We start from the raw sequence: 22,265 nt of genomic DNA on the forward strand, positions 1-22,265 counted from the left end.
CGTTGACCGCCTGGATCGGATGCCACCTCCGCGCGGTAGATGGCATCCGACTGGCAGGGCGCCGGAACCGGCTACGCGCTCCGGGTCAGCAGACCGGCGTCGATGGCCTCGGCGATAAGGGTGGCGCCGCGGCTGTTCTGGTGGATGTGGTCGGTCGTGAGCACGAGACCTCGCCGCCGCGAGATCGTGTCGAGGCTGCGGCGCAGCACTGCGTGCTGGGCGAGGACGCCGACGACTGCTGCGGGCGTCGCCTCCCGGTACGGAATCGGCGGTGGGTCTGCTTGGCGCAGTTCCTCGATCTGGCGTTCGTGGAGCGGAAGGTAGGCCACCTCGTTGGTGGTGGCGACCTCGGCGATCATCCGGCTGTACGCCTGCGATGCCTGTGCTGCCGCTCCGTCGAGTTGTTGGCCGAGTACTGGTAGTGACAGCAGGCCGATCGTCGCGTCGGTCTCCGCTCGCAGCCGTGCGACAACAGCTCCCAGGCACTGTTGGAACCAGTCGGCCGACGGGCGATCGGGGAGCCGTTTGCGCTTCATGGCCTGCTCGAGGGGGTAGCCGGCAAGGCTTGCTCGGGCGTCGTTGGTCCCGATCAGCACGGTGATCACGTCGGGTGGGTTCGTGACGACGGCATCGAGGCGCTGCAAGAGGTTGTAGGCGAAGTCGCCGTTGGCGCCGAAACGGGCAGGCTGCACGTCACCGGGAGGGTGGCGTCGTGCGAGAAGATCCAGGTAGTCGACGCTGAACTGCGCGCGGGTGAGGCTGTCGCCGAGGCATGCGATGCGTGTCGTCACGGCGCTTCCTGGGGGCTTGGCGTGCCGACGCGTTCGGTGGGGCGGGTGTCGGTCCGAGGACGGTGGTCGGTGCCGAGGGTCGCGGTGATGGCCAGGATGGACGTCGGCCCCTCCGTGTCGACCACGTGCCATACCCCGGCCGGGTTGATGGTGGCCTCGCCCGGCCCGAGCAGAACGCGGTCGGGCGCCCCGTCCACATCGCGGGTGACCGTCACGGACCCGCTGAGGCAAACGACCAGTTCGTCGCCTGCGGGGTGGCTCTCCCAATGGTCGCCGGGCCCGTCGGCGTCGAAGATCATCACCATCCGGCCCTCGGCGCCGTCTGCCGCGACTGCGGCGCTGTAGGCCTGGAGTACCTCCGGGTCCCAGGCGAAGCCCTCGACGGGTTTCGCTCTCGATCCCAGGCCGAGGTGCACGGGGGTGGTCCGCAGGTCCATGGCATTGCGTTCGTGGTTGACGAGTCTCATGCCGACGATCGTCCACGACGGTGATCGGGCGGTCTTGAAGAAAAGGGAGGAGAAGCCGACGCGAAGGGCGGACGGTCAGCGGCTACCCGGCTCCCAGGAGGACTTCGCTGCGACGCCAGGCCGTCGGCGATCGGCCCGTGAACTCGCGCCAGTCCCGAACGAGATGGGCCTGGTCGGCGTAGCCGGAGACGGTTGCCACATCGCTCCACGGGAGCGGGTCCTGCGCCGCGGCCAGTTCGTGCGCGTACTCGAAGCGCAGGACTCGGGCGAAGGTCTTCGGGGACAGACCCACCTCACCGCGAAACCGCTCGGTGAGGTACCGGCGGCTCCAGCCGAGTTCCGCGGCGACCGCACCGACCTGGAGGCAACCCCGCGCGGCGACGAGGCGGCGCCACGCCTCGGCCACCTCGGGGCGCGCCCAGCGGACATGGTCGCCGCAGGCGCCACGGCCGACAGCTCGGATGAGCAACTCGTCCAGCGCGGTGAACCGTGCCGCCCATGTCGTCGCCGATCGGAGCCGGTCGACCAGCTCGACGGCAAGCGCTCCGAGAAGCTCGTCAAGTGGGACCAGTCGGTGGGCGAGTTCGGCGGGCGGCATGCCGTAGATGGCCCGGGCTCCGAGCGGTGTCAGCGATATCTGGACACCTTGCTGGCGTCCGTCGTGGTGAATCGCGACGGACCGGCACATCAGACCGCCGGCCACGCTGTCGAATCGGGTGACCGGTGACCCGTCGTCAACGCCCGCCGCCACCTCCAAAGGATCTGACAGGCTGATCACCGCGGTGAGCGCGCGGCCCGGCGGGCCGCAGTGCACCCCCGTCGGGAGTCCGCGGAGGTCGAAGCCGACATACGAGTCGACGTACTGCCGCAAGACGGGCGCCGGACGTGCACCGATCCCGGTGGCCGTATGGTCCTCCATTCTCGCCAGTGTACGAGCCGCCCGGCCCGGAAAGATCACAATCCAAGGACTGATCACCGCCGTTTGCTGCTGGTGGCCGAGGAGAACCCGGCTGTCGCCGACCTGCTCGCCGCCGTCCCGGCCGGCGCCGCCCGCCTCGAGGACCTGGTCCAGCACGGACCGGCCGCCGCGGTGTGGCACCCGCTCGACGCCGAAGGCCGGCGCCCGTGCGGCTGGACCCAGCTACAGCCCTGACCGACCACCCTCACCTTGACCTTGATGCCCCGCCCGGACCGGGCCTCGGGCAGGGCATCAAGGTATCCGGAGACACCGCCACCAATGCTTTGACCTGCGACTTCTACCCCCCTCCAAGGTAGCCGGGGCCAGCGGCGCAGCGGTCTCCAAGGCATCTGGGACGCCTTCCGAGGTGACCATCCAGGTGTCGGCGGGGCGAGGCCGGGACGGATCCGGTCGCGCGTACGATTCCCTGCCGTGGGCAAGCAGAAGACCTTCGAGTACCCCGGCCGTCTGATCGAGGCGCAGCGGGCGCTGATGACCCTTCAGGCCGAGCGTCGCGCGTTCCTGGCCGCGCTACCGTCCTTCAGCGGTGATCTGGAGGCGGCTCGGGAGGGACTCGCCGAGGAGCAGCTGGCCGAGTCGGCCCGGCTGGCGGAGGCCGAGCGGCAGGCTGCCCACGCGGTGTGGGCGGACGCGCGTTGGGCGGAGCTGTCCGGTGAGGACCGGGTCGCCGCCCGCAGCCGGCTCAAGCACGTCGGCGAGTCCGCGGAGCCTGCGGTCGCGTAGCCGGCACGGGGCCGTCGGGGTCAGTACCCCTCGCGCACCTCGAAGACGCCGCTGTCCCAGTACACGGACGGCTCGTCGGCCTCGCTCGGCCAGTCGCTCTGCAGATGGCGGCGGCCGTGTCCGAGGGCCCCGACCTGGTGGGGGCTCAACCGCCCCGCCATCAGGTCGTCCGCCTCGGCGTCCGTGATCGGCAGCACGGTCCGGTACTGCGCGTCCCTCGAGGCAGCCCAGTCGACGTACTCGGTGAAGACACTCACGAAGGCCTGCGAACAGGGGCTGCAGCGCTGGACGGAGACGATGAAATGCGAGTCGTCCCGAATCATCCCCTCGACCCGGACCCCGGTCGGGCTCCGGTGGTGCGCCCGCGCCACCACCGCGTCCTCAGCACAACACGCCGCACACCCGAAACCCGCGGACTCCATCGCGTTGCCCCCCATGAACGCGCCCCCTTCGACCGTGGGCCACATACTACTTGGGCCCCGGGCCGATCTCCGCGGTCCTCCGCCCCGGGGCAACCCCCCTCTGTCCGGGGCCTGTCCCGCCGAACTGTCGCGCCCGGGCCACACAGGGGATCGCAGGTACCCGCGCAGGTCACAGGGCGCGACGGCACCCCACGGGACAGGGCCGCAACAACCCCCACGACAGCCCGGAGGGGCAGCGCTCACGGGGTGCGGTCCTTCACCGGGTAGAGCTCGGCGTGCCGCACCCGGTCTTTCCACCAGAGGTCAGCGAGGGCCGAGAGGCGGGCAGCCATCAGCTCCCGCCTGATCGGGGCGGGCAGCACCAGCGGACCCCGCTCCTGATCCTCCCGGTCGCTTTCGCAGTGCGGGCACTCCAACCGGTCGGGGCCGGCCTCCGCAGCGTTCCGCGTCAAGGCCCGCGACAACGACCCGAAACGCTCCGGCCAAGAGCCGGCCAGCCGCACGGTGCACTGGTGGTGCCCGCGCCTGCCCCGGCCACACCCAAGCCGGATACCCGCCGGATCCTCAGCGCCCCGAACTTCGACCTGGCCGGTGGCGCCGCGAAGCGGGCCACCGGGCCACCGCGCAGCGAGGAGGTCCGGTTCGCCGAGATGCGCGGCGCCCGCGGCCTGCCGGCCGCGCGGATCGGCGTGGTGGACGGCGACACCCTGGACGTCCGGGGCCGGTTCACCGTCCCGCTGGCCGAGCCGGCCGAGGCGCACCACGGCGTGGTCGAGGGCCCGCTGGCCTGACCTCCGGTGTGCTTGTTCCTGGGGCGGTCCATATCCGGGCACGGACCGCCCCACGGCGTTGTGGCTCGAACGGTCCCGTCGGCCGGGAAGGGCGGATACGCTGCCGTCATGGCCGAGCCGCGAACGTACGATCCCGCCGAGGTCCGGGCAGCGCTGGCCGGGCAGACCGGGCTTCTGCGCGACGCGGTGCGCGCGCTGTGCGCGGCGCCCGGTGCGGAGCGGGCGCTCGCCGGGCCGACCCGGCTGGGGGACTGGACGGTACGGGAGTTGGTGGCGCACCTCGCGATCGTGCTGGAGTGGCTGCCGCAACACCTGGACCAGCCGGTGCCGGAGGGCCGGCCGGTGAGCCTGGTGGAGTGGGCCGACGGGACGCGGCGGTTGAGCGCCACCGTCGACGCGGTGGCGCGCGAGCATGCCGAGGGCGCGTTCGCCGGTACCTCGCAGGAGGTGGCGAGCGCCTTCGACCGGGCGGCCGACGCGCTGCTGGCCACCCTGGAGCGGCCCGAACTCGACGATCCGAAGCGGCTGTTCGCCATGCGGTTCGGCCCAATGCCGGTGAGCGACTTCCTGGTGACCCGGCTGGTGGAGACCGTCGTGCACGGCGACGACCTGGCGGCTGCGCTCGGGCTGGACCTGCCGCACGAGCGGCAGGCGGTGGCCGCGGTGGTGCGCCTGCTGGCCGACGCCTTCGCGGCGCAGGTGCCGGGCAGCTCGGTGGAGTTGCGGATCCCGCCGTACGCCGTGGTGCAGGCCGTACCGGGGCCGAGGCACACCCGGGGGACACCGCCGAACGTGGTGGAGACCGATCCGCTGACCTGGATCCGCCTGGCGACCGGCCGAACTGACTGGGCCTCGGCCGTCGAAGCCGCGACGGTCTCGGCGAGCGGGGAGCGCAGCGGCCTGGCGGCGTATCTGCCGGTGCTCGGATGAACGTCCTGGAGCGGATGGCGGTGGCCGCCTCGGCGGGCCGGGTGCCGCCCAGGGCGCGCTGAGCCCACAAGATTGCGGATGGGGTGCAACGCGATCGCGTTGCACCCCTGAGCCGCACTCCGCGTTGCAGTCGGCGGTCGGGGGGCGGCAGATGCCCCCGGCACCTGGCGGGGAGGGAGTCGTTAGGCGGTGTGTTAACCAACCGCCGGCCCGGGCGGTGCAAGGCACCCGCTGCAACGCGGTCCGGCCGCTGGCCGGGTGAGGTGAAGGCCCAGTTCAGGGGGCAACGCGGAGTCTCGCGTTGCACCCCTTTGTTGCTCCCGTATTGCGTTCGGGGCCTGTCACGCCGAGCTGTCGCGTCCGGACCACACACAGCGCGGCGTCGGCCGCGCAGGCCGCCTCCAGCCGTACCCGGGCCTCGGCCTCCCGCTTCCTCTCCCGCCGGTCCTGCTCCTTCGGGTCATCAGAGCGACGAGCGCGATTGCGGCGGCCGCCGTGGTCCGGCGAAGCATCATCGTCCTTCCGGAGCGGCCGGCTATCTGCTGGCTCAAGCCCCTGCCGTTCATCCCGATCTCGAAGTGGTTGAGCTGAGCGACCGGCTGCCGGGTCGCCCGAAGGAACGATCACCGGAGGACCTCGGCCTGGCCCGCCGCCGAGCTCGCCTACACCGTGGTACCGGCGACGAGCGGCCACGGCTGCCGCTCCGCCAGCGCGACCAGTCGGCGCACCGTGCCGTACGCGCCGAGCGCGGCCGCCTCCCACCCGCCGGCCGGGACGACGCCGACCGGCCCGGCGAGCACCGCCAGGTTGTGCGTGGTGAGGATCTGCGCCCGAGGTGCCCTCAGGTGAAGTGGCGGGCTCGATGAATGCGGCGGTACAGGGCGTCCGCCGGGTGGGGGCCGGGAACCGGGCTTACCGTGGAAGGGCCGTGAGCGCCCCGCCCGCGGGCGCAGGCGTTCAGGTGGTGAGGTCGATGTGCAGGTGGCTGGCCTACTCGGGATCGCCGATCCCGCTGGACGAGGTGCTGTACAAGCCCGCCAACTCGCTGATCGACCAGAGCCGCCACGCGCGCCTCGGCGTCGAGACGACCAACGGCGACGGCTTCGGGGTCGGCTGGTACGAGGGCGACGCCGAGGGGCGTCCGACCGTCGGCGAGCCGGCGCTGTTCCGCGGGGTCGGCCCGGCGTGGAGCGACGTCAACCTGCGCGAACTGGCCGGACGCATCCGCTCCCCGCTCTTCTTCGCGCACATCCGGGCCTCCACCGGCACCGGCGTCCAGCAGACCAACTGCCACCCGTTCCGGTACGGGCGGTGGCTGTGGATGCACAACGGGCTGATCAACGGCTTTTCGGAGCTCAAACGCGATCTCGTACTGGCGGTGGACCCCGCCTACTACGGTTCGATCGCCGGGTCCACCGACTCCGAGGTGATGTTCCACCTGGCCCTGACCATGGGCCTGGAGGGCGACCCGCCGCGCGGCGTCGCCGGGATGATGGGCCTGGTGGAGCAGGTGGCCGAGCGCCACGGCGTACCGGACCCGCTCCAGATGACGGTCGCGGTCTCCGACGGCATCCGGATCTGGGCGTTCCGCTACTCCAGCGAGCGCCGGTCCCGCTCGCTCTACTACAGCACCGAGGTGGAGTCGCTGCGCCGGCTGTACCCGGACCGGCCCGAGCTCCAGGCGCTCGCGCCCGGAACCCGCCTGGTGGTGTCGGAGCCGCTCGGCGACCTGCCGGGGGCGTGGAACGCGGTGCCGGAGTCCTGCTACGGCGTCATCCAGGAGGGCCGGGACGTGATGCACGAGCTGAGGCCGCTGCGGTGAGCAGCCCGGTGAGCGGGGGCTCGGGAGCGTCGGCCACCGGCAGCCACACCACCGGCGCCTGGCCGGGGTCGTCCTGCAGGTGGGCGGTGAAGACCGGGTGCCGGCGCCGGAACGGCTCCCCTCTCGCCCGGCCGCTCGGTCTCCTGGTCCTGGACGAAGCGCAGCACCGCCAGATCGAGGCCGAGCTCCTCGAGTAGCTCCCGGCGCAGCGCGGCCTCCGGCTCCTCGGCCTACTCGATCAGGCCGCTGGGCAGCGAGTGCCGGGGGCCGGCCTCCCGCCGGCGCCGGATCGGGCACACCTCGCCATCGTGGACCAGCACCGCACCCACCCGCACCTGTGCTGGCGAGGCCTCAGGACCGCGGCGAACAGCAACCACGGCGGCGCCCAGGCGGGAGTTCGACCTCGGCCAGGCGCGATTCGGCCAGGCCATAGGGAACCGGACAAGTCGGTCGCGACGCTCCGGCTTCAACCGCCACAATCTGTTACGGCTCGTTGCACTCTGTTGTCATGGTAGGTCCGGTTCCGGAGCCACAGCGGGGCTGCGGCGCCGGTCGGCGCCGGACAACCGGTCCACCTGCCAGCGGGCAGGGTCTACGCCGTGACCTGCGGCCATCGCGTGATCGTCTGTTTTCACACACCGATGATCAACGGTGGCCGCACCCACGTCCGCACCGGCCCCGCCAGCGTGATCAGGATCCGCCACCGGAGTATCAGTCCAGAAAGATTCCGGCGAGGCGTGGCAGGCGGCGACGCATCTCATCGCCGTCGGCGGCGTCCCACCGAGTTCCGGCGGGCTCGGTAACAGCGCTGAGCGGGCTGGCTTCCGGGGAAGCCTCCAGCGCCTCGTCGAGCCCGTCCGCCTCACCGGTGAGACGTTGGTAGGCCCGGTGGGCCACCTGGTTGAAGTCCTCGTTCCCGATGAGCACGTCTCCGCCGTCCCGCACCGCCGGATGGTCAGCGAGAGAGTCCGGATCGGCGAGCGCGCGCTCGTACCAGTACCGGCCGAGCGAGATGAGGCCCTCACGGAAGTCCATGAACCCGTCGTCGGACCACCAGCCTTCGATGAGGAACGCCGCCGCCCACAGGTCGTACCGGTAAGCATGGTCGCGCACCTGCCACTGGCGCAGGGAAAACTGGACGATCTCGGCAGGCGTGCGGCTCACGAGCCGCTCCTCGCACGCGCGCTCGATCGCGTCGCGCCGATCGTCGAAGTCCAGTTCCAGCGCGTCAACCTCTGCGCAGGCCTCGTCCATCAAGGCCCAGAACTCCTCGAGATCCATCACGGCCTGAGTATGCCAGGCGCTTCGAAACCCCACGCCTGCGGCACAACCGGTGCCGGAGCAGCACACCGCCGGACAACGGCCATGCACCCATGGTGGACGACCTTGGCCGGCATGGGCTCCTACTCGCAGACGCGTGCGCGCTGGCCGCCGATGCCCTGGAGGCGAACGGGTATCCCGAAGCCGCCGTCGAGTACCGACAGCGCGCCCTGCCCGCCGCCGGCGCCGCAACGCCAGCCCCGCAAACCGGGAACGACGATATCTCCTCCGGCGAGGGTAGCGCCGGGCCAGGCGGGGTCCGGTCGTGATGCCCCGTTTCCGGCCCTGGCGCGGGAAGGCGGCGGGCGACGGCATGGGTTCGGATGGCACCGCGCAGGGGGACGCGGAGGGCTCCGGTGCGATCCGGCAGCAGGGCGCCGCAGCCGGGGCGGACGGCCGCGGGGAAAACCCGCCAACACCCCGGGCGGGGACCAGCGGCAGCGTCGGGGCTGGGGCCGACCATGCCGCCGTCCGCATCATCGGCACGGACCAGGAACCGCGGGGTGGCCGAGTTCGTGCAGGTGGCGCTGCCGGGCTGCGACGGCTGCACCTCCACGCCCGCCGGGGTCGGCGGCACGCTGTTGTAGGTCACCGAGATGAACGGCGGGTGGTCGCCCTCGGAGGAGCCGAACCGCTTCCAACTGTTGCTGTCGGACTCGTTGTCCGCCTTCAGACCCACCGCGTTGATCTCCGCGCCGTTGCCGACCCACGAACGCGCGAGGGTGGTGATGTCCGCCTTCGCCCAGCCCGAGCCGTCACCGTTCGCGCACTGATGCGGGTCACCGGCATCGACGTCACAGGTCTCGAAGGAGTAGGCCCGTCCCGAGCCCCAGGACGGCTGCGCGTTCCACCGGGTGCCCGTCGAGGCGTACCCGGTGTCCCACACCGGGGAAGGTCAGCTGCCGCGGTGCGCGGGCGCAGGCCCGCGACCGGGCAGCGTGCAGGTGGCGCACCGCGTTCTCGGCGTCGGTGAGCTCGCCGGGTTCGGAGAGGCAGGTGCCGAAGGACTGTCCGCCCACGCCCGCCAGGGGGCCGGGCCGTGATCGTTCATTCGGCTCCCGTGGTGCAATGTCGCTCATGGCAGCACTTCTTGAGACAGCGCAGATATTCCGTTCCCTGCACGTACCAGGCACGCCACTGGTCCTGCCCAATGCGTGGGACGGCGCCTCCGCCCGTGTGGTGGCCGACGCGGGTGCCGTTGCGATCGCGACCACCAGCGCCGGGGTCTCCTGGTCACTCGGCCGCGGCGACGGCGAGCACATGACCCGCGACCAGGCACTCGACGTGATCACCCGGATCACGGCCGCTGTCGATGTACCGGTCACCGCCGACATCGAACGCGGCTACGCGAGCGACCCCGAGGGCGTGGCCGAGACCGTCCGGGGCGTGATCGCCGCCGGAGCGGTGGGGATCAACCTCGAAGACACCCTGCGCCCCGTCGCCGAACAGGCCGAACGGATCGCAGCCGCCCGCGAGGCCGCGGACAAGAGCGGCATCCCGCTGTTCATCAACGCCCGCATCGACACCCACCGCCTGCCACCCGCCGCCCGCACGGCCTGGCTGGACGAAACCCTGACCCGCGCCCGCGCCTACGCGACAGCCGGCGCGGACGGCATCTTCGTCCTCGGCACCCCGGACGCCGAGACGGTCAGCACACTCGTGGGCTCCCAGCCCCTGCCGGTGAACGTCCTGACCGGCCCCGGCACACTCCCGGTCTCCGAACTCGCCCAGGCGGGAGCCGCCCGCATCAGCGCGGGCTCCTCCATCGCCGAAGCAGCGTACGGGCTCGCTCGCCGGGCCACCCGCGAACTGCTGGAGAGGGGCACGACCACCACACTGGAGGGCGGATTCGACTACGCCACCCTCAACGCACTGCTCCTGGCCGGGCCCCCGCACTGAGACGCGGTCAGGAACGCCGGCGGCAGTCGGAGCGCCGCCACACCTGGCCGAACCCGCCTGCGCCGAGTCCTCCGACAAGCCGGTACCGCCCGCCGACGATCCGCGCCGCGCCCTCCTGCACTTCAACGCCCCCCTTTCCCGCCGAGCCGACCACGCCCGTCCTGGTGATCCTCACGGAGGGGCACTTGTCGAAATAACAGAGTCTCACTCACCCGGGACCTTGATGAGCCCTTCGGGCCAGTCGGAGCCCGGTGCCGCACTCGTCGCAGACCCCGTGGAGGGGGAGAAGGGGCCCTTCCGGCTCCGCCAGGACCTTCGGCGACGGTTCACCCTGACGAGCCGAAGTCGGTAAAGCCCTGGACGTCGACCACGTCGTACCGCTCGCCGCGGCCTGGCGATCGGGCGCCGACACCTGGACCCCCGCCAAACGGCGCGCCTTCGCCAACGGCCTGACGCACTCGCAGCTGATCGCGGTCTCCGCCGCCTCCAACAGGTCCAAGGGCGACAAGACGCCAGCTGCGGAACCCGCCAGTACGCCCCCTCCACGGGCCGCTTCATCAGCCTCGACCCGATCATCGACACGGCCGATCCCCAGCAGTGGAAGGGCTTCGCCTACAGCGAGAACGGCCCCGTCAACCAGAGCGACCCCACCCCGCGCAGCGTCGGGAACCTTCCTCGCCGTCTCAGCGGGGCGCCCCAGGTCAGAGTTCAAACATCTCGGTGTACGGCTGGGTGATGCGTTCCTGTCGCGAGCCGAAGTCGACGAGCACCGCAGTGTCGCTGTTGTCTTCGACGCTGATGACTCGGCCGAGACCGTAGCGGTCATGGGTGACTCGGTCGCCGACAGCGAAGTGCTTGCGCGGCGCCTCCGCCCGGGCCTTGAAGGGGCTGGTGGGCAAGTGGCGGCGGACTGCTGAAATTTTCGTCATTCCCTCCAGTATCCACGGGAAGGCGCTGGCGTGAACCCCTTCCGGGACATTCGTGCCGGGCGGGGCGGAAATGCCGTGTTCGCCGTCCAGCGCGCTCCTGGACGGCGCGGGTGGACGTGGTGCGTCACTTCGCGGGGCCGTCGCAGCAGGGCCAAGCGCTCCGCGTCCGCCGGCATCGCCCCCGGGGTCCATCGACACCGACGGGTGGGGAATGTTATCAACCAGCCTTCGGTCAGGGAGAGTTGGCGGCCGTGTTGGCCGGGGACGGTGACCCGGGGAACGGCCGCCGCGAAACCGGCGGTGAAATGTTCCACCGCGGCGGGCCGTGGACTGCTACAGTCGACTTAGTTGCAGTAGTGGTTCCCATGAACTTTGTGTGCGCCTGCTGATGTTTCGCAGGCGCATTTTTGTTTCCCGGATTCTCTCCGGGCGGGTGCTCATCGCGGCGACTCGAAGCCCGCGCTGTGCGTGCTTCGGACAGCCCCTTGAAGGAGATTTCTTTATGGCTAATGGCACTGTGAAGTGGTTCAACTCGGAAAAGGGCTTCGGCTTCATCGAGCAGGAGGGTGGCGGCCCCGACGTCTTCGCCCACTACTCGAACATCAACGCCAACGGCTTCCGTGAGCTGCTCGAGGGCCAGAAGGTCGAGTTCGACGTCACGCAGGGCCAGAAGGGCCCGCAGGCCGAGAACATTCGTCCGCTGTAGTTTTTTCTGCTGAAGGCACCCGCCTGGCAGCGAGGGGCCCGCACCGCGTACACACCCGGTGCGGGCCCCTCGGCATCGCGACCTGCTCACCGTGGCGGGCACCGCCAACGCCATGTTCCAGCCCGGCGCCTCCTCGACCGTGCCGCTGGTCGCCCGCGACGTCCAGGGCGCCAACGGAGTACTGCGCACCTCGGAGGCGCTCACCGGACTCGTCGGCCCCGCCCTGGCCGGCGCCCTGGTCGGACTCGGCGCCACCGGCTGGGTGATGGCGATCTCCGCCGCCGCCTACGCCACCAGCGCCCTCTGTCTGCTCGCCCTCCGCCTCGGGCCGGTCCCCGCCCCGCCCCCCGGACACAGCCTCTGGCACAACCTGGCCGTCGGCTGGCGGGAGTTCCGCGCCCGCAGCCGGCTCCGGGGCGTGATCGCCATCTGGATGGTCTTCGCCGTCCTCTCCTGGGGCCCGCAACTCTCCGTCGCCGCCGGAGTGGTGGTGCCCGAACACGGCGCCACCGCCTTCGGCCTGCTCAACTGCGCCCTCGGCGCCGGCACCGTGGCCGGCGGCCTGCTCGCCATCCGCCGGAAACCCGCCCACCCGCTCGCCGCCGGCGCCGGCGCCGCCGCCATGCTCGCCTACCCGCTCTACCCCCTGGGCATCGTCCTCGGCCTCCCCGTCTGGCTGCTCGCCGCCACCCAACTCGCCGTCGGCGCCGGGATCGGCATCTGGGGCGTCATGTGGGCGACCACCGTCCAGACCCACGTCCCCGGCGAAGTCCTGAACCGCGTCCACGCCTACGAGGTCGCCGGCTCCGTCGGCATGTACCCCCTTGGCAGCACCCTGGCCGGCCCCGCCACCCACGCCTTCGGCACCGACGCGGTCCTCCTCACCGGCGCCGCCGTCGGACTCCTCACCGCCACCGCCCTCCTCGCCACCCACCCCGTCCGCACCCTCCGCCGGGCGGAGGGTGCGGACAGCCGGCCGGCGGTCTCCCTGACGCAGTGAGCCTTTCAGGGCGAGCACCGATCGGGTGATTGCCAGGCGGCCGGTACGAGGGCAGAACGAACGAGGCTCCCGGGCGGTTGAGCGAGATGTCTCACGTCTCAAGCAACCAACCAGGGGGCCTCGTTGGTCACCTGTCCTGCCGCACTGGACCTGCCGCACGCGCTCGTTGAGTGGGTCACCATGCTGATCGTCACCCGGAAGGGCGACCGCCGCTGCAAGCTCCGCCCCTCACAGCGAGCCCTGGTCGCGCTGCTCTACCTGCGCGAGCACGACACCCTCGCCCAGATCGCGGCCGGCTTCCGGATCAGCGTCGGCACCGCGCACGCCTACGTGCACCAGGTCACCGACCTCCTCGCTCGCGAAGCACCCGGCCCGACCCAGGCCCTGCGCGAGGCCGACGCAGAGTATGTCCTTGTCGACGGCACCCTCGCGGAATGCGACCGCGTCGGCGACGGGCGCGCAGACCACTCCGGGAAGCACCGCCGCCACGGCGTGAACCACCAGGTCATCACCGGCCCGACGGGCAGGCTCGTGTGGATCTCCCGCGCCCTGTCCGGCCGCACCCACGACCTGACCGCCGCCCGGACTTACCGCATCGTGAAGACCTGCGTCCGTCTCCGTGTCCCCGCTCTGGCCGACATGGCCTACACCGGCGCCGGCGGAACGTTCGCCGTGCCGACCAGGCGCTCGCCCCGCAAGGAGCTCAGCCTCGGGCAGAGATCGTTGAATCGGGCCCACGACCTTCCGGGCGGGCGGTGGCCTCAGCCGCCCCGGCCCTGCCAGGTGGACACGCAGGCCTCGTTGCCCTCCTGGTCGGCGAGCACCCAGAAGGCGGGGGCCCGGACCGCCGACACCAGGCGGCCCCCGGCCGCCATTGCGGCCCCGACCCGCCGCGGCGCCTCGTCGTGCGGGACGGAGACGTCCAGGTGCACACGATTGCGCTGCGGGCGCGGGCGGTCCATCCGCTGGAACCAGACCGCCGGCCCCAGGCCGTAGGGATCGACGAGCGGATCCTCCGGCCCTCCCCCGCCCGGCTCGTCCGCGTAGCCCAGCACCGCCTTCCAGAACGGCCGCACCGCGGGGATGTCGAGCGCGTCGATCGCGATCTCCAGCAACTGGACCGACCTCGCCGCCCGCGGCCCGGTCCCGGGTTCCGTCCGCAGACCGGCCCCCCGGACGACGGCGGCGATCCGGCACGCGAGCTCGACGTCCCGGGCGGAAACCGCCGTGCGGTCCGCCGCTCGCAGGGTGAGCAGCACCAACCGGGGCCGCAGCTCCACGTGGAGGTGCCGGTCGGCGTCACCGCCGCACACCGCCACGGCGTCCGAGGCCAGCGCGACCCCCTGGGCCAGTGACCCGACCGGGACGGTCGTCTGCAGGGCGCCCAGCAGGAGGCGCCAGCCGTGCTCGTGGACGGCCTCGGACACATCCGCTCGGCTCGGTGGTCGTTCCATCCCGCCGTCATCCCCACGCCGGGGGCCGACCATGCCTCAGCCGACCCGTCGGCGACGGTGGTAGGCGTAGGTGAGGGCCAGGACGATCGGTCCCCACAGCACGCCCGGGCCGATGCACACCCGGGACAGCGCCAGCCACCAGCCGTTGCCGTACGCCACCTCGTGGAACCCGAACAGGCCGAACCAGGCGAGTGGCATGGTGCCGAACAGCGCGACCAGGACCAGGCCGCCCAGCGTGGCCGGGACGACGGCGGCGAGCGGCGGCACCCGCCGGCCGCCGACGCAGGGCACCCAGCGCGGGAACACCTCGCCCCACCCGCTGACCAGTCCGGCGGTGAGCAGCGCCAGCGCCTCGGTGAGCACGCTCAGGCCGACCACGTACGGCGCGGCCCACCAGGTGAAGGCCGGCGCGTCCGGGTCGATCGACCCCATCGTGAAGTCGACGGCGAACGGCAGCCGCCAGAGGCAGTGCGGCAGCAGGATGAACGGGAGCGCCCTGGCCAGTCGCAGGGCCCAGCGGGGAACGGGTCGCTCGGTGTCGCCCAGCGGAATCGTGATCGGCATGACTCCAGCGTCGTCCGACCGCGACGGCGCCGCCTCGGTCCGCCGGACGATCGCGCTCCCCCGCGCGAGCCATCCCCCGATCGCCGCGTCCTCCCGAAGCCGCGTACACCCCGACTTCGTCGCACAGGTCGGCGTGCACGTCGCGCGCGGCCCCGGCCGGACAGGGCCTGGATCACCGCCGGTCAGGCGCGGTTGCCCAGGTCGTCGCAGGGCAGTCGGGCGGTCGGGTGGTTGGCCAGGAAGTCGCGGGTCGCCTGCCGCTCCACCTCGGCGATCGCGGCGGGCTCGACATCGATGACGCCGCCGAAGGGGCGGTCGACGTCGCGGATGATGCACAGGGTCGCCGTGAGCAGCGCGGTGATCACGGCGAGGGTGATCAGCTGGCCTCGGTTGTCGCGGCGGGGCAGGCAGACGGCGAGGGCCGTCACCGTGATGGCCAGGGTGGCCAGCAGGAACCAGAGGATGGTGCTCGGGACGCTGGCCGTGGCCTGGGTGAGGCGTTCCTCCCGCTCGTCGGAGCGCTTGTTGTCAGCGGCGATGAGCATGCCGAAGACCGGAGTGCCCTGCAGATCGCGGAAGGCCCGGCGCAGATCGGTCGACCAGACACTCGGCGCCGGGGAACCGGTGCCGTCGGCCATGGCCGGCCATTCCTGGTGGCGCACCGCCCGGGCGTAGCAGACCTCGGAGGCCTGGAGACGTGCGCGCTGGGCCTCGGGGGCGTACTCGGCGATCTCGACCAGCTGGTCCAGGGCGCGGGCCTCACCCCGGGAGGCGACCTCCGCCTTGCTGTAGGAACCGTTGGCCGACGCGAGGACGAACGCCAGCAGCAACACGGTGAGTGTCAGCAGCGGGCCGACCAGGTCCTTGACGGCCATGCCGGTGTCGTCGTCCTCCTTGAGAAGCCGTGGGCGGAGGTAGCGGTTCGCGGCCAGGCCCGCCAGCAGGGCGCCGACGGCGACGGCGATGACGAGGATCACGAGCGGCCACCTTCGGGGGCAGGGCGGGGGGAGTCCCGGAGCGGTCGGGCTCAGTGATCATGACTTGGCAGAAGAGGCGGCCGGAATGCCGAATCGTTCGCTCACCTACGGACGGGGGAACTCATTACGCCGGCAGGACCACAGCCATTCACCGTGCGGTGTCCGGCAGTGTGGACGGACCCGCACGACGCGGCCCGGCTCGCGCACCACCAGAATGACGGCCATGAACGAGAACCGGAACACCGGTACGACAGCCGCCGAGGTCAGACCGCCGCTGACGGCAGGCCTCACCGGTGCCGAGCTGCTGCGCTGGTACTGGACGCTCGAGGAGCTCACCGGTCTCGCCCGCACGATGGGCCTCGCGCGGCACGGCGGCAAGACGGCGCTCACCGCCCGGCTCGCCGCCGCGCTGGACGGCCTGCCGCCGCCCGCCGCCCCGGCCCGCCGGAGCCCGGCCGCCGCGCAGCTGACCGACCCCGTCGACGGCGACACCGTCATCCCGGCCGGCCAGCGGTGCAGCCAGGTGCTGCGGAGGTACTTCACCGAAGCGATCGGCCCCGGCTTCCACTTCGACGCCCACATGCGCGACTACGTCGCCGGGAACGCCGGCCGGACCCTCGCCGACGCGGTCGCCCACTGGCACGCCACCCGGCCGGACGCGGCCCGGCCGCGCGAGATCGCGGAGCAGTTCGAGTTCAACCGCTTCACCACCGCCTGGCACCGCGAGCACCCGGCCGGCACCCGCGCCCAGGCCCTCGAAGCCTGGTACGCCCACCGCGCCCTGCCCAGGACGCCCCGCGACACCTGACGGCGGGGCATCCGGGGACCGGCCGCGGCGGGGGTGGACCCCGTCGCACGGGCCCGTACTTCACCCTCAGGTGTGATGGCAAACGGATGACAGTGCCGCAGAACCCGTGCCGCCCGCTGTTTCGTTCGCGGGCCGACTCCGGCGCCAACCCTAAGGTGAGCGCATGGTGATGGCACTTGCCGACGGCTCCGGGCCGCTCACGGACGACATGGACCCGCTGAGCCGTTCGTCCGTACTCGACGTACCCTGCGCCCGATGGCCCGGCACCGGCGTCACGCGGTCCGACCTCGCCGGCGCCTTCGAGTGACCGCCCCTCTGGTCGGCCGGAGCAGCGGCGCCCCGGGCGTCCCACGACCGCAGGCTCCCGAGACCGAAGACGGGACCGACCACGGGGGCGAGCACGGGATCGAGCAGCATCTGAACCGGCTCTGCCCGCCCACGCCCGGCGGCCTGGCCGTGTGGCTGCCCGCCGGACACGGCGGCGACCTGTCGGCCGCCGCCGCGCACGCCCTCGACCGCCGCCTGCACCGGGCGCTGGCCGAACCGGTGCGACACCTGGTGGACGCGGGCGGCAGGAGGTGGCGCCCCACCCTGCTGACGCGGATCGTCGACCTGCTCGGTGGTGACGGAGAGCGCTTCGGTGTGCTGGCGGCCGCCCTGGAACTCGCCCACACCGGCTCACTCGTCATCGACGACATCCAGGACGGATCGACGATGCGCCGCGCGAAGCCGACCGCGCACGAGGTGTACGGCCTGCCCGGCGCCCTGAACGCGGGCACCTGCGCCTACTTCGCGTTCGACCGGGCCGTCACCCTGTGTGCCCCCGAAGACCCGGCGCTGCAGGGCCGGCTGCGCGAGGTCATCCTCGCGGCGCTGCGGGCCGCCCACGCCGGGCAGGCGCTCGACATCCAGGGCCACCGCCACGAGATGGAGCAGGCGCTGGCCACCCGCGACAACGGCCCGCTGCTGGAGCTGGTGCTGGCCACCCACCGGCTGAAATCCGGTGCCCTGGTGGGCGCTTGCTGCCAGGTCGCCGCGATCGCCGCCGGCGCCGAAGCCGCCCTGGGCCGGGCACTGCTGCACTGGGGGACGGCACTCGGCACCGTCTACCAGATCACCGACGACGTCGCCGATCTGCGCGGCGTCACGGACGAGGGCGGCGCCCTCACCAAGCAGGTCGCCGAGGACCTGCGCAACGGGAAGGTCACCCTGCCGCTGGCCCACGCCGTCGCGCTCCTCCCCCGCGCCACCGCCGAGGAGCTGTGGGCCACGATCCGCGACGGCGACGCGACCGAGGCCGCGATCCACACGGCCCGGAACACGCTCCTGGAATGCGGCGCCGTCACGGCGAGCGAACGCGACGCCGACCGCCTGTACGCCGAGGCCTGGCGGACGCTCGAACCCCTGCTCCCGCGCGCCCTGGACGCCGCCCACCTCCACGCCGCAGGCCGCAGCGCCGTGCACGACCGCCCGCTCCTTGCAGCTGCGACCTCGCGCGCCAACTCGCCCGAGGGTTGGCCGAGTCGGGCGATCAGCACAGGAGGGCGCGGCAGCCGGAACCACGAGGAGAAGCGGTCGCAGGTCGCGCCCGTGGAGTCACGGCCCGTGTCGCCCTCCGATTGACCGGCCTATGGTCCGGGGGTCGGGTAGCTTGCCTGAAAGCCGTCCGTGCATCCGGGCTGCCCGGTCGACGCCACGTCGGTGCTGCCGCAGAGAGTGAGCCTCGCATGTCGAACCTGCTCGGCCGCCATCGCGCGGTCATGCCGAGGTGGGTGTCGCTCTACTACGACGACCCGATCGAGATCGTGAGCGGCAAGGGGCGCCGCGTCACCGACTCCGACGGCCGCAGCTATCTCGACTTCTTCGGCGGCATCCTCACCAACATGCTCGGGTACGACGTGCCCGAGGTGCGGGAGGCCGTCGAGCGGCAGTTGCGCACCGGGGTCGCGCACACCTCGACGCTGTATCTCATCCGCGCCCAGGTGGAGTTGGCCGAGAGGATCGCGGAGCTGTCGGGCATCGCGAACGCCAAGGTCTTCTTCACCAACTCCGGCACCGAGGCCAACGAGACGGCGTTGCTGCTCGCCACCAACGCCCGCCGGTCCGACCAGGTGCTCGCCCTGCGCAACAGCTACCACGGACGCTCGTACGCGGCCACGGCCGTCACGGGCAACCGGAGTTGGAAGAACTCCTCGCTCTCGCCCGTCAATGTGCACTACCTGCACGGCGCCGACCGCGCACGCTTCCCGCACCTGTCGGACGAGGAGTTCCTGGCCTTCTGCGCGGACGATCTGCAGCACGTCCTCGACACGGCCACCGCCACCGACGTCGCCTGCCTGATCGTGGAGCCCGTCCAGGGTGTCGGGGGCTTCACCGCCGCGCCCGACGGACTCCTCGCGGGATACCGGGAGATCCTGGACCGGTACGGGATCCTGCTGGTCTCGGACGAGGTGCAGACGGGCTGGGGCCGTACCGGAGAGCACTTCTGGGGTATCCAGGCCCACGGCGTGACGCCCCACGTCATGACCTTCGCGAAGGGCCTGGGAAACGGCTTCGCGATCGGCGGTGTCGTCGCGGAGGGCACGCTGATGGACGCGCTTCCGGCCAACGGCATCTCCACCTTCGGTGGCAACCCGATCGCCACGGCGGCTGCCCGGGCCACCCTCGACTACCTGATCGCCCACGACCTCCAGTCCAACGCACACCGGCTCGGCCGTCTGCTGGTCGACGGCCTGCGGGCCGCCACGGAGGGGCTTGCGGTCGTGGGGGACGTCCGGGGCAAGGGCCTGATGTTCGCCGTCGACCTGGTCGACCCCGGGACGGGAGCGCCGAGCCCGTCGCTGGCCGCCAGGGTGATGGAACACGCGAAGCAACGGGGTCTGCTCATCGGCAAGGGCGGCCTCCACGGCCACACCCTACGGATGGCTCCCCCGCTCACCCTGACCGAGGACGAGGCCGGGGAAGGACTCGGTATCCTCCTCGGCTCGCTCGCCACCGCCTGCTGACCTCACCCTGAACGGCCGGCGGATGCGGCGGAGGACCCGGACACCCTCCGAACGAGCGACCCGCCCGGCGTGGACGAGTCGGAGGTCGGTCGGGTCGACGACCAGGCCGGTCTCCTCCTTGAGTTCGCGGGCGGCGGCCTCGTCGAGGGGCTCGCCGGCGCACGCGCAGACGGTCGGCGCCGACTCCCGGGCGCGGTAGGACGTGCGGGCATCCCGCCGAGGACGATCCCGTGCCGCCCGCTGAAGCAGTGCCCCTGTCGTACGCCCGGGCGGGCCCGGCGTGCGCCCGGGACGTCGCCGGGGTTGGGCCGGGCGGGTGGGGTCGGGGGTGTGCCGGTGTGGTGGCCGGGGGTGGTGGTGGGTGGGGGCGGGAGGCTGGTGGTCCGGAGGCAGGCGGGAGTGGGCATGTGAGTGAGCGCGAGGGTCGGGGCGTCCGGGGTGGGCCGGCGCAGGGTGGGCAGCGGGTGGCGGGGGACGCCGGGATTCTGGGGACGGCGCTGGCGGTGGTGCTGGCGTTCTCGTTCGCGGAGGGGTCGTGGGAGTGGTTCTCCACCTACCTCGGCGTGACGCTCCTGATGGTGATCCTGTCCTTCGGGGTGGTGCCGACGCGGACGGACGGGCGGCGCGCGGCCTATGCGTGCGCGCTGGCGGCGTACTCCCTGGTGGTGGGTCTGTGCGTGGCGCTGGCGCTGGCTCCGGCGTTGCAGCGCTGGGACTGGCTGTTCCCGATGCCGGGCACCCGCCAGGCGTGCGCGGTGTCGGGTCGGTACGAGAGTCTGAGCACGAGGGCCGCGCTCGGGGAGCTGGCCGCCCAGGACGGTGACGCGCTCGCGTTCACCCAGGCGCGGCAGAGCCGGCAGGCCGTCGACGACTGTCTGGCCGCGACGACGACGCGGTGGCTGCCGGTGTACGCGTTGGGGGCCGCGCTGCTGGTGGGCGCGGGTGCGTGGTCGTGGGACCGGGCCCGGTCGCGCCGGACCATCGCCGGGGCGGGCCCGCCCTCGCCCGGGGCGGCCTGAATCCGCGTACGGGTGCCCACTGCCGCGGCGGCCGGCCGCGCCGTAGCCTGTGCCCATGGCTCTGTTCAGGAGATCGAAGAAGGCCGGCGCTAACGGCAACTCCGCTGTGCCGCAGTGGTGTTCGTGGTTCGGTCCGGCCGAGTGGGAGGCGTTCCAGGAGCTCCTGGGCGATGTCTTCCTGGACGGTGACACCTCGGGGCCGCCGATGCGCTTCGGTGACCGGCAGCACCTGCGGCTCGGGGCTCCGGACGGCCCGGGCATCGGGCTGGACCTCGCGGAGATCGCCCGCCTGGTCGCGCCGCTGCCCCGGGCGCGGTGGCGGCCCGCCACGGTCGAGTACCTCAACGGGCAGCTGGAGGTGATCGGCCGTCGGGAGTCCCTGTACCGGGCGGGGTTCGACGAGGTACGCCATCTGCTCCTGGCCCGGGTGGTGCCGGTCGACCGGGTCGACGGGGAGGGCGAGCTGACCCGGCCGCTGACGCAGGAGCTGGCCACCGTGGTGGTGCTCCGCCTCGACGGCGATCTGTCCGCGCCCGTCCCCGACGAGCAGCTCCGCTCCTGGGGCGTGTCCGCGGACGTGGTGTGGGCCACCGCGCTGGAGAACCTGCGGGCCGAGCCCGTCACGCTCGACGACAACGGCAAGCCGAATCCGATGGTGTCGGTGGAGGGCGTGGACGGCTTCACCTGCAGCCATGTGCTGCGGGCGGCCGAACTGCTGCGCCGACCGGCCCCGTTGGGCATTCTGGCGATGCTCCCCCACGAGGGGTTCCTCATGCTCCAGGCCGTGGAGGGTCCCGAGCTCCATCATCAGCTGATCGGGTACTCGTCGGTGGTCCTGGACAACTGGGAGAGGGCGCCGGGCCCGCAGCGGATGAGCTCCAGGGTCCTCTGGGTGCACGAGGGCGAGATCGAGTCCGTCGGCGTGGAGCCGGCCCCGCCCGGTAGCGGCCGCCCGGGCGTCATCAGCGGCTCCGAGCGGTTCATCACCATGCTCTCGACCTACCGCCCGCCGGACCAGGAGTCCTGACCGCGCGTCGGAGCCCGGGTCCTGACTCCACGTCGGAGCGGGAAGCGCCCCTGATGCGGGATGGGAACGCCGCGGGCCGGCCGGCTGCTGGCGGCCGTCCTGAATCCGTTCGCCCCGCGCGGCTGACGGGGCCGGGTGGGCGTACCGCGGCGGTTCGCGGATCTACTGACACCCCGTCTGGCGGATCCTCGGATTGCCCTATCGTATGACCATGATCAAGAAATCTGAACCGGGCGAGGACAAGACCGACGTCCGGGTGAGCGTCTTCGGCGGACACCGGGTGACCGGTGCGGCCATCCACGAGCGGACGGTGACGGCCTCGCTGATCGGTGGCGCCGACATCGACCTGAGCGACATCGACCTCCCCGACGGCTCCGAGCTGAAGATCACCAAGCTGAGCCTGATCGGGGGCGTCTCCCTGACCGTGCGGGCCAACGTCCGGGTGGTGGTCGGCGGCATCCGCCTCGGCGGTGTCAGCGACGACGGTCCCACCGAGCCGGGCGGCCCCACCGTCCGGGTGGACGCCTGGGGCTTGCTCGGCGGGGTACGGGTCAACCGCGCCTGAGCCCGCGGCCGGAGGAGCCCCGGTGCCCGGCACACCTGCCGAGACCGGGGCCCTCGCGGCGGGGCGG

Annotated in this window: 29 protein-coding genes and 3 pseudogenes; 18 read left to right on the forward strand and 14 right to left on the reverse strand. The window is 72.3% G+C overall.

Features of this window, described 5'->3' with window-relative positions; translation table 11 throughout:
• Positions 1-71: 71 nt before the first annotated feature.
• From ACWEQL_RS13065 to ACWEQL_RS13075, 3 genes are all read right to left on the reverse strand, one after another.
• On the reverse strand, positions 72-791 hold the full coding sequence (locus tag ACWEQL_RS13065; RefSeq protein ID WP_452150300.1) for an SGNH/GDSL hydrolase family protein: 720 nt from the start codon (positions 789-791) through the stop codon (positions 72-74).
• Positions 788-1,258: a cupin domain-containing protein gene (locus tag ACWEQL_RS13070; RefSeq protein WP_452150301.1), complete on the reverse strand. Its 471-nt coding sequence runs from the start codon at positions 1,256-1,258 to the stop codon at positions 788-790. Before ACWEQL_RS13070 ends, ACWEQL_RS13065 begins: the two co-directional genes overlap by 4 nt.
• Before the next feature lie 82 nt (positions 1,259-1,340).
• The gene (locus ACWEQL_RS13075; RefSeq protein WP_452150302.1) at positions 1,341-2,177 is read right to left on the reverse strand and encodes a helix-turn-helix domain-containing protein; all 837 of its coding nucleotides are present in this window, start codon (positions 2,175-2,177) and stop codon (positions 1,341-1,343) included.
• Between the two features lie 63 nt (positions 2,178-2,240).
• On the opposite strand from ACWEQL_RS13075, the gene ACWEQL_RS13080 reads away from it, so the two are divergent.
• Positions 2,241-2,411, forward strand: coding sequence for a hypothetical protein (locus tag ACWEQL_RS13080; protein ID WP_452150303.1), 171 nt, complete (start codon positions 2,241-2,243; stop codon positions 2,409-2,411).
• A gap of 237 nt (positions 2,412-2,648) precedes the next feature.
• Positions 2,649-2,960: a hypothetical protein gene (locus ACWEQL_RS13085; RefSeq protein WP_452150304.1), complete on the forward strand. Its 312-nt coding sequence runs from the start codon at positions 2,649-2,651 to the stop codon at positions 2,958-2,960.
• Between the two features lie 20 nt (positions 2,961-2,980).
• Here ACWEQL_RS13085 and ACWEQL_RS13090 read toward each other — a convergent pair whose 3' ends face one another.
• A complete protein-coding gene (locus tag ACWEQL_RS13090; protein ID WP_452150305.1) occupies positions 2,981-3,217 on the reverse strand; it encodes a hypothetical protein in 237 nt (78 codons plus the stop codon).
• A gap of 404 nt (positions 3,218-3,621) precedes the next feature.
• A complete protein-coding gene (locus ACWEQL_RS13095) occupies positions 3,622-3,744 on the reverse strand; it encodes a hypothetical protein (RefSeq protein WP_452150306.1) in 123 nt (40 codons plus the stop codon).
• Positions 3,745-3,894: 150 nt separating this feature from the next.
• Between ACWEQL_RS13095 and ACWEQL_RS13100 the strand changes: the two genes are divergently transcribed.
• Both ACWEQL_RS13100 and ACWEQL_RS13105 read left to right on the forward strand, forming a co-directional pair.
• Positions 3,895-4,173 carry a hypothetical protein gene (locus ACWEQL_RS13100; RefSeq protein ID WP_452150307.1) on the forward strand — a complete coding sequence of 93 codons (279 nt, stop codon included), beginning with the start codon at positions 3,895-3,897 and terminating at the stop codon, positions 4,171-4,173.
• Positions 4,174-4,281: 108 nt separating this feature from the next.
• Positions 4,282-5,103 carry a sterol carrier family protein gene (locus tag ACWEQL_RS13105; RefSeq protein ID WP_452150308.1) on the forward strand — a complete coding sequence of 274 codons (822 nt, stop codon included), beginning with the start codon at positions 4,282-4,284 and terminating at the stop codon, positions 5,101-5,103.
• Positions 5,104-5,765: 662 nt separating this feature from the next.
• On the opposite strand, the gene ACWEQL_RS13110 is transcribed toward ACWEQL_RS13105, so the two are convergent.
• Positions 5,766-5,903, reverse strand: coding sequence for a hypothetical protein (locus ACWEQL_RS13110; protein ID WP_452150309.1), 138 nt, complete (start codon positions 5,901-5,903; stop codon positions 5,766-5,768).
• A gap of 173 nt (positions 5,904-6,076) precedes the next feature.
• Here ACWEQL_RS13110 and ACWEQL_RS13115 point away from each other — a divergent pair, with 173 nt between their 5' ends.
• Positions 6,077-6,925 carry a class II glutamine amidotransferase gene (locus tag ACWEQL_RS13115; RefSeq protein ID WP_452150310.1) on the forward strand — a complete coding sequence of 283 codons (849 nt, stop codon included), beginning with the start codon at positions 6,077-6,079 and terminating at the stop codon, positions 6,923-6,925.
• On the opposite strand, the pseudogene ACWEQL_RS13120 reads toward ACWEQL_RS13115, so the two are convergent.
• The 4 genes and pseudogenes from ACWEQL_RS13120 to ACWEQL_RS13135 all read right to left on the reverse strand — a co-directional run.
• A pseudogene (locus ACWEQL_RS13120) lies at positions 6,868-7,140 on the reverse strand (hypothetical protein); the annotation flags it as partial. The gene ACWEQL_RS13115 and the pseudogene ACWEQL_RS13120 sit on opposite strands and share 58 nt — an antisense overlap.
• A gap of 496 nt (positions 7,141-7,636) precedes the next feature.
• Positions 7,637-8,206 carry a DUF4240 domain-containing protein gene (locus ACWEQL_RS13125; protein ID WP_452150333.1) on the reverse strand — a complete coding sequence of 190 codons (570 nt, stop codon included), beginning with the start codon at positions 8,204-8,206 and terminating at the stop codon, positions 7,637-7,639.
• Positions 8,154-9,131, reverse strand: a complete 978-nt coding sequence (locus ACWEQL_RS13130) for a DNRLRE domain-containing protein (RefSeq protein WP_452150311.1) — start codon at positions 9,129-9,131, stop codon at positions 8,154-8,156. Before ACWEQL_RS13130 ends, ACWEQL_RS13125 begins: the two co-directional genes overlap by 53 nt.
• Positions 9,040-9,324 (reverse strand): hypothetical protein, encoded by a 285-nt coding sequence (locus tag ACWEQL_RS13135; protein WP_452150335.1) that lies wholly within the window; start codon positions 9,322-9,324, stop codon positions 9,040-9,042. The genes ACWEQL_RS13130 and ACWEQL_RS13135 overlap by 92 nt, the downstream gene beginning before the upstream one ends.
• On the opposite strand from ACWEQL_RS13135, the gene ACWEQL_RS13140 reads away from it, so the two are divergent.
• The 3 genes and pseudogenes from ACWEQL_RS13140 to ACWEQL_RS13150 all read left to right on the forward strand — a co-directional run bounded on the left by ACWEQL_RS13140 (position 9,323) and on the right by ACWEQL_RS13150 (position 10,880).
• On the forward strand, positions 9,323-10,144 hold the full coding sequence (locus ACWEQL_RS13140; RefSeq protein WP_452150312.1) for an isocitrate lyase/PEP mutase family protein: 822 nt from the start codon (positions 9,323-9,325) through the stop codon (positions 10,142-10,144). The two genes, ACWEQL_RS13135 and ACWEQL_RS13140, sit on opposite strands and share 2 nt — an antisense overlap.
• A 356-nt stretch (positions 10,145-10,500) precedes the next feature.
• A pseudogene (locus ACWEQL_RS13145) lies at positions 10,501-10,662 on the forward strand (HNH endonuclease); the annotation flags it as partial.
• Positions 10,663-10,718: 56 nt separating this feature from the next.
• Positions 10,719-10,880, forward strand: coding sequence for a hypothetical protein (locus ACWEQL_RS13150; protein ID WP_452150334.1), 162 nt, complete (start codon positions 10,719-10,721; stop codon positions 10,878-10,880).
• Here ACWEQL_RS13150 and ACWEQL_RS13155 read toward each other — a convergent pair.
• Positions 10,846-11,073: a hypothetical protein gene (locus tag ACWEQL_RS13155; protein ID WP_452150313.1), complete on the reverse strand. Its 228-nt coding sequence runs from the start codon at positions 11,071-11,073 to the stop codon at positions 10,846-10,848. The two genes, ACWEQL_RS13150 and ACWEQL_RS13155, sit on opposite strands and share 35 nt — an antisense overlap.
• A 502-nt stretch (positions 11,074-11,575) precedes the next feature.
• Between ACWEQL_RS13155 and ACWEQL_RS13160 the strand changes: the two genes are divergently transcribed.
• From ACWEQL_RS13160 to ACWEQL_RS13170, 3 genes and pseudogenes are all read left to right on the forward strand, one after another.
• Complete coding sequence (locus tag ACWEQL_RS13160) at positions 11,576-11,779, forward strand: cold-shock protein (RefSeq protein WP_045694210.1); 204 nt, start codon at positions 11,576-11,578, stop codon at positions 11,777-11,779.
• A gap of 91 nt (positions 11,780-11,870) precedes the next feature.
• Positions 11,871-12,779 (forward strand): MFS transporter, encoded by a 909-nt coding sequence (locus ACWEQL_RS13165; RefSeq protein WP_452150314.1) that lies wholly within the window; start codon positions 11,871-11,873, stop codon positions 12,777-12,779.
• 123 nt (positions 12,780-12,902) lie between these two features.
• Positions 12,903-13,514 (forward strand): annotated as a pseudogene (locus tag ACWEQL_RS13170) (transposase family protein); the annotation flags it as partial.
• 26 nt (positions 13,515-13,540) lie between these two features.
• Here ACWEQL_RS13170 and ACWEQL_RS13175 read toward each other — a convergent pair.
• From ACWEQL_RS13175 to ACWEQL_RS13185, 3 genes are all read right to left on the reverse strand, one after another.
• Positions 13,541-14,233, reverse strand: coding sequence for a VOC family protein (locus tag ACWEQL_RS13175; RefSeq protein ID WP_452150315.1), 693 nt, complete (start codon positions 14,231-14,233; stop codon positions 13,541-13,543).
• Positions 14,234-14,269: 36 nt separating this feature from the next.
• Positions 14,270-14,797, reverse strand: coding sequence for a hypothetical protein (locus tag ACWEQL_RS13180; protein WP_452150316.1), 528 nt, complete (start codon positions 14,795-14,797; stop codon positions 14,270-14,272).
• A gap of 182 nt (positions 14,798-14,979) precedes the next feature.
• Positions 14,980-15,774, reverse strand: coding sequence for a bestrophin-like domain (locus ACWEQL_RS13185; protein WP_452150317.1), 795 nt, complete (start codon positions 15,772-15,774; stop codon positions 14,980-14,982).
• A 223-nt stretch (positions 15,775-15,997) separates the two neighbouring features.
• Between ACWEQL_RS13185 and ACWEQL_RS13190 the strand changes: the two genes are divergently transcribed.
• The 7 genes from ACWEQL_RS13190 (at position 15,998) to ACWEQL_RS13220 (ending at position 22,198) form a co-directional block, all read left to right on the forward strand.
• On the forward strand, positions 15,998-16,582 hold the full coding sequence (locus tag ACWEQL_RS13190) for a DUF6434 domain-containing protein (protein WP_452150318.1): 585 nt from the start codon (positions 15,998-16,000) through the stop codon (positions 16,580-16,582).
• Between the two features lie 163 nt (positions 16,583-16,745).
• On the forward strand, positions 16,746-16,889 hold the full coding sequence (locus ACWEQL_RS13195) for a hypothetical protein (RefSeq protein ID WP_452150319.1): 144 nt from the start codon (positions 16,746-16,748) through the stop codon (positions 16,887-16,889).
• Positions 16,886-18,205: a polyprenyl synthetase family protein gene (locus ACWEQL_RS13200; RefSeq protein WP_452150320.1), complete on the forward strand. Its 1,320-nt coding sequence runs from the start codon at positions 16,886-16,888 to the stop codon at positions 18,203-18,205. The genes ACWEQL_RS13195 and ACWEQL_RS13200 overlap by 4 nt, the downstream gene beginning before the upstream one ends.
• Positions 18,206-18,309: 104 nt before the next feature.
• Entirely contained in the window at positions 18,310-19,587 is a 1,278-nt protein-coding gene (locus ACWEQL_RS13205; protein ID WP_452150321.1) for an aspartate aminotransferase family protein, read from the forward strand.
• Between the two features lie 407 nt (positions 19,588-19,994).
• Positions 19,995-20,606 carry a hypothetical protein gene (locus ACWEQL_RS13210; protein WP_452150322.1) on the forward strand — a complete coding sequence of 204 codons (612 nt, stop codon included), beginning with the start codon at positions 19,995-19,997 and terminating at the stop codon, positions 20,604-20,606.
• A gap of 55 nt (positions 20,607-20,661) precedes the next feature.
• Complete coding sequence (locus ACWEQL_RS13215; protein WP_452150323.1) at positions 20,662-21,633, forward strand: hypothetical protein; 972 nt, start codon at positions 20,662-20,664, stop codon at positions 21,631-21,633.
• A gap of 211 nt (positions 21,634-21,844) precedes the next feature.
• Positions 21,845-22,198, forward strand: coding sequence for a hypothetical protein (locus tag ACWEQL_RS13220; protein WP_452150324.1), 354 nt, complete (start codon positions 21,845-21,847; stop codon positions 22,196-22,198).
• Positions 22,199-22,265 lie beyond the last annotated feature (67 nt).

Source organism: Kitasatospora sp. NPDC004240 (assembly GCF_053603215.1).

Coding starts and splice junctions, on each gene's coding strand:
- ACWEQL_RS13195 (WP_452150319.1), top strand. CDS start 16,746: ATGGTGATGGCACTTGCCGACGGCTCCGGGCCGCTCACGGACGACATG.
- ACWEQL_RS13220 (WP_452150324.1), top strand. CDS start 21,845: ATGATCAAGAAATCTGAACCGGGCGAGGACAAGACCGACGTCCGGGTG.
- ACWEQL_RS13160 (WP_045694210.1), top strand. CDS start 11,576: ATGGCTAATGGCACTGTGAAGTGGTTCAACTCGGAAAAGGGCTTCGGC.
- ACWEQL_RS13070 (WP_452150301.1), bottom strand. CDS start 1,258: ATGAGACTCGTCAACCACGAACGCAATGCCATGGACCTGCGGACCACC.
- ACWEQL_RS13205 (WP_452150321.1), top strand. CDS start 18,310: ATGTCGAACCTGCTCGGCCGCCATCGCGCGGTCATGCCGAGGTGGGTG.
- ACWEQL_RS13125 (WP_452150333.1), bottom strand. CDS start 8,206: ATGGATCTCGAGGAGTTCTGGGCCTTGATGGACGAGGCCTGCGCAGAG.
- ACWEQL_RS13180 (WP_452150316.1), bottom strand. CDS start 14,797: ATGCCGATCACGATTCCGCTGGGCGACACCGAGCGACCCGTTCCCCGC.
- ACWEQL_RS13105 (WP_452150308.1), top strand. CDS start 4,282: ATGGCCGAGCCGCGAACGTACGATCCCGCCGAGGTCCGGGCAGCGCTG.
- ACWEQL_RS13190 (WP_452150318.1), top strand. CDS start 15,998: ATGAACGAGAACCGGAACACCGGTACGACAGCCGCCGAGGTCAGACCG.
- ACWEQL_RS13140 (WP_452150312.1), top strand. CDS start 9,323: ATGGCAGCACTTCTTGAGACAGCGCAGATATTCCGTTCCCTGCACGTA.
- ACWEQL_RS13175 (WP_452150315.1), bottom strand. CDS start 14,233: ATGGAACGACCACCGAGCCGAGCGGATGTGTCCGAGGCCGTCCACGAG.
- ACWEQL_RS13075 (WP_452150302.1), bottom strand. CDS start 2,177: ATGGAGGACCATACGGCCACCGGGATCGGTGCACGTCCGGCGCCCGTC.
- ACWEQL_RS13135 (WP_452150335.1), bottom strand. CDS start 9,324: ATGAGCGACATTGCACCACGGGAGCCGAATGAACGATCACGGCCCGGC.
- ACWEQL_RS13215 (WP_452150323.1), top strand. CDS start 20,662: ATGGCTCTGTTCAGGAGATCGAAGAAGGCCGGCGCTAACGGCAACTCC.
- ACWEQL_RS13155 (WP_452150313.1), bottom strand. CDS start 11,073: ATGACGAAAATTTCAGCAGTCCGCCGCCACTTGCCCACCAGCCCCTTC.
- ACWEQL_RS13115 (WP_452150310.1), top strand. CDS start 6,077: ATGTGCAGGTGGCTGGCCTACTCGGGATCGCCGATCCCGCTGGACGAG.